The following is a 2,099-nucleotide window of genomic DNA, read 5'->3' as shown; positions in this document are numbered from 1 at the left end:
AACGTTGCACTTGGTTTGACAATTCAAGGCCTTTTTAATTAACGAGTACTGGTACTGGTTGTGGTACGGCTTGCACGTTTACGTTCTACTTCAGTGAGTAATTTCTTACGAACACGTACAGATGCAGGCGTTACTTCCACTAATTCATCATCATCGATAAATTCTAACGCTTGTTCTAACGTCATTCTTACCGGTGTTGTTAAAGTTAAAGCATCATCTTTACCCGATGCACGCATATTGGTTAATTTCTTACCTTCTAATGCGTTTACCGTTAAGTCATTTGAACGGCTGTGAATACCGATAACCTGACCTTCATAAATTTCAACACCGTGATCGATCATCAACTTACCACGATCTTGTAATGCGTAAAGTGAGTAAGCTAACGCTTTACCCGTACCGTTAGAGATCAATACGCCGTTGATACGCTGACCGATTTCGCCCGGTTTCACATCATCATAATGGCTGAAGCTTGAATAAATTAAGCCCGTACCTGAAGTCATTGTCATAAATTCGTTACGGAAACCGATTAAACCACGGCTAGGGATCACATATTCTAAACGAGTACGACCTTTACCGTCTGGGATCATATCACGCACTTCGCCTTTACGAATACCTAAGGCTTCCATTACAGAACCTTGATGTTGTTCTTCAATATCGATGGTTACTTGCTCAAACGGCTCTTGTTTACGACCGTCAATCTCTTTAAAGATAACTTTTGGACGTGATACTGCTAATTCATAGCCTTCACGGCGCATATTTTCAATTAATACCGATAAGTGTAATTCGCCACGACCTGATACGCTAAACACATCTGAGTCATCAGTTTCTTCCACACGTAATGCCACGTTGTGAACAAGCTCTTTTTTCAAGCGTTCTAAAATTTGACGAGAAGTAACAAATTTACCTTCTTGTCCCGCAAACGGAGAAGTATTTACACAGAAGAACATCGTTACCGTTGGCTCATCAACCGATAATGCCGGTAATGCTTCTACGTTGTTAATGTCACAAAGGGTATCTGAAATGTTTAATTCGCCTAAACCGGTAATGGCAATGATGTCGCCTGCATAGGCTTCGGTTGCTTCATAGCGTTGTAAACCTAAATGACCTAGCACCTGACCGATACGACCATTACGTGTTTTACCTTCAGAATCAATAATAGTTACAGGCTGGTTTGGTTTTACTGTACCACGTTTGATACGACCGATACCGATAACACCTAAGTATTTGCTGTAATCTAATTGTGAGATTTGCATTTGGAACGGCGCATCAAGTTCAACATCCGGTGGAGAAACGTGCTTGATAATCGCTTCAAATAATGGATCCATATTCGGTGCTAAATCTTCGTGATCTAAACCGGCAACCCCGTTTAATGCTGAAGCATAAATAATCGGGAAGTCTAGTTGCTCATCGGTTGCGCCTAAGTTTACAAATAAATCGAAAACTTGATCCACCACCCAATCAGGACGCGCACCCGGACGATCCACTTTATTGATTACCACGATTGGTTTTAAACCGTGAGCAAACGCTTTTTGAGTTACGAAGCGGGTTTGTGGCATTGGGCCGTCAAAGGCATCTACCACGAGTAATACAGAATCAACCATTGAAAGTACACGTTCTACTTCACCACCAAAGTCTGCATGCCCCGGAGTATCTACAATATTGATACGGTAGCCGTTCCAATTAATTGCTGTGTTTTTTGCAAGAATGGTAATACCACGCTCTTTTTCAAGATCGTTTGAGTCCATAACTCGCTCATCGACATCGCCACGAGAGGTATCTAATGTGCCTGAAAGTTTTAATAATTTATCAACCAGCGTTGTTTTACCGTGGTCAACGTGAGCAATGATTGCGATATTACGCAATTTTTGAGTATCTAATTGTTGCATTGAAATTTCTTTACTTAAAAATATAAAAATGGTGGGAAAATCCCACCCTACAAATCCTAAATTGTGACGAAGATCACAAAAGACGGGAGATTATACCGAGTTTTCGCCCAATAGGCTAGAAAACAAGCGGTAAAATTTGAAGGAAATTCTACAAAAAACCATCCCGAAGGATGGTTTCAGACCGTTGACAAACCCCAAATAAATAACATTGTT

At 40.8% G+C, this 2,099-nt stretch carries 1 protein-coding gene; it reads right to left on the bottom strand.

Features of this window, described 5'->3' with window-relative positions; all coding sequences use genetic code 11:
- Positions 1-38: 38 nt before the first annotated feature.
- Positions 39-1,886 carry a translational GTPase TypA gene (typA, locus tag AM305_RS00385; RefSeq protein WP_005821948.1) on the bottom strand — a complete coding sequence of 616 codons (1,848 nt, stop codon included), beginning with the start codon at positions 1,884-1,886 and terminating at the stop codon, positions 39-41.
- Positions 1,887-2,099 lie beyond the last annotated feature (213 nt).

The sequence above is a fragment of the Actinobacillus minor NM305 genome (genome assembly GCF_000175195.1).
GTDB classification, from domain to species: domain Bacteria; phylum Pseudomonadota; class Gammaproteobacteria; order Enterobacterales; family Pasteurellaceae; genus Haemophilus_A; species Haemophilus_A minor.
The sequence above is the reverse complement of the archived record's forward strand: the minus strand, read 5'-3'. Positions and strand labels throughout refer to the sequence as shown.

Coding starts and splice junctions, on each gene's coding strand:
- typA (WP_005821948.1), bottom strand. CDS start 1,886: ATGCAACAATTAGATACTCAAAAATTGCGTAATATCGCAATCATTGCT.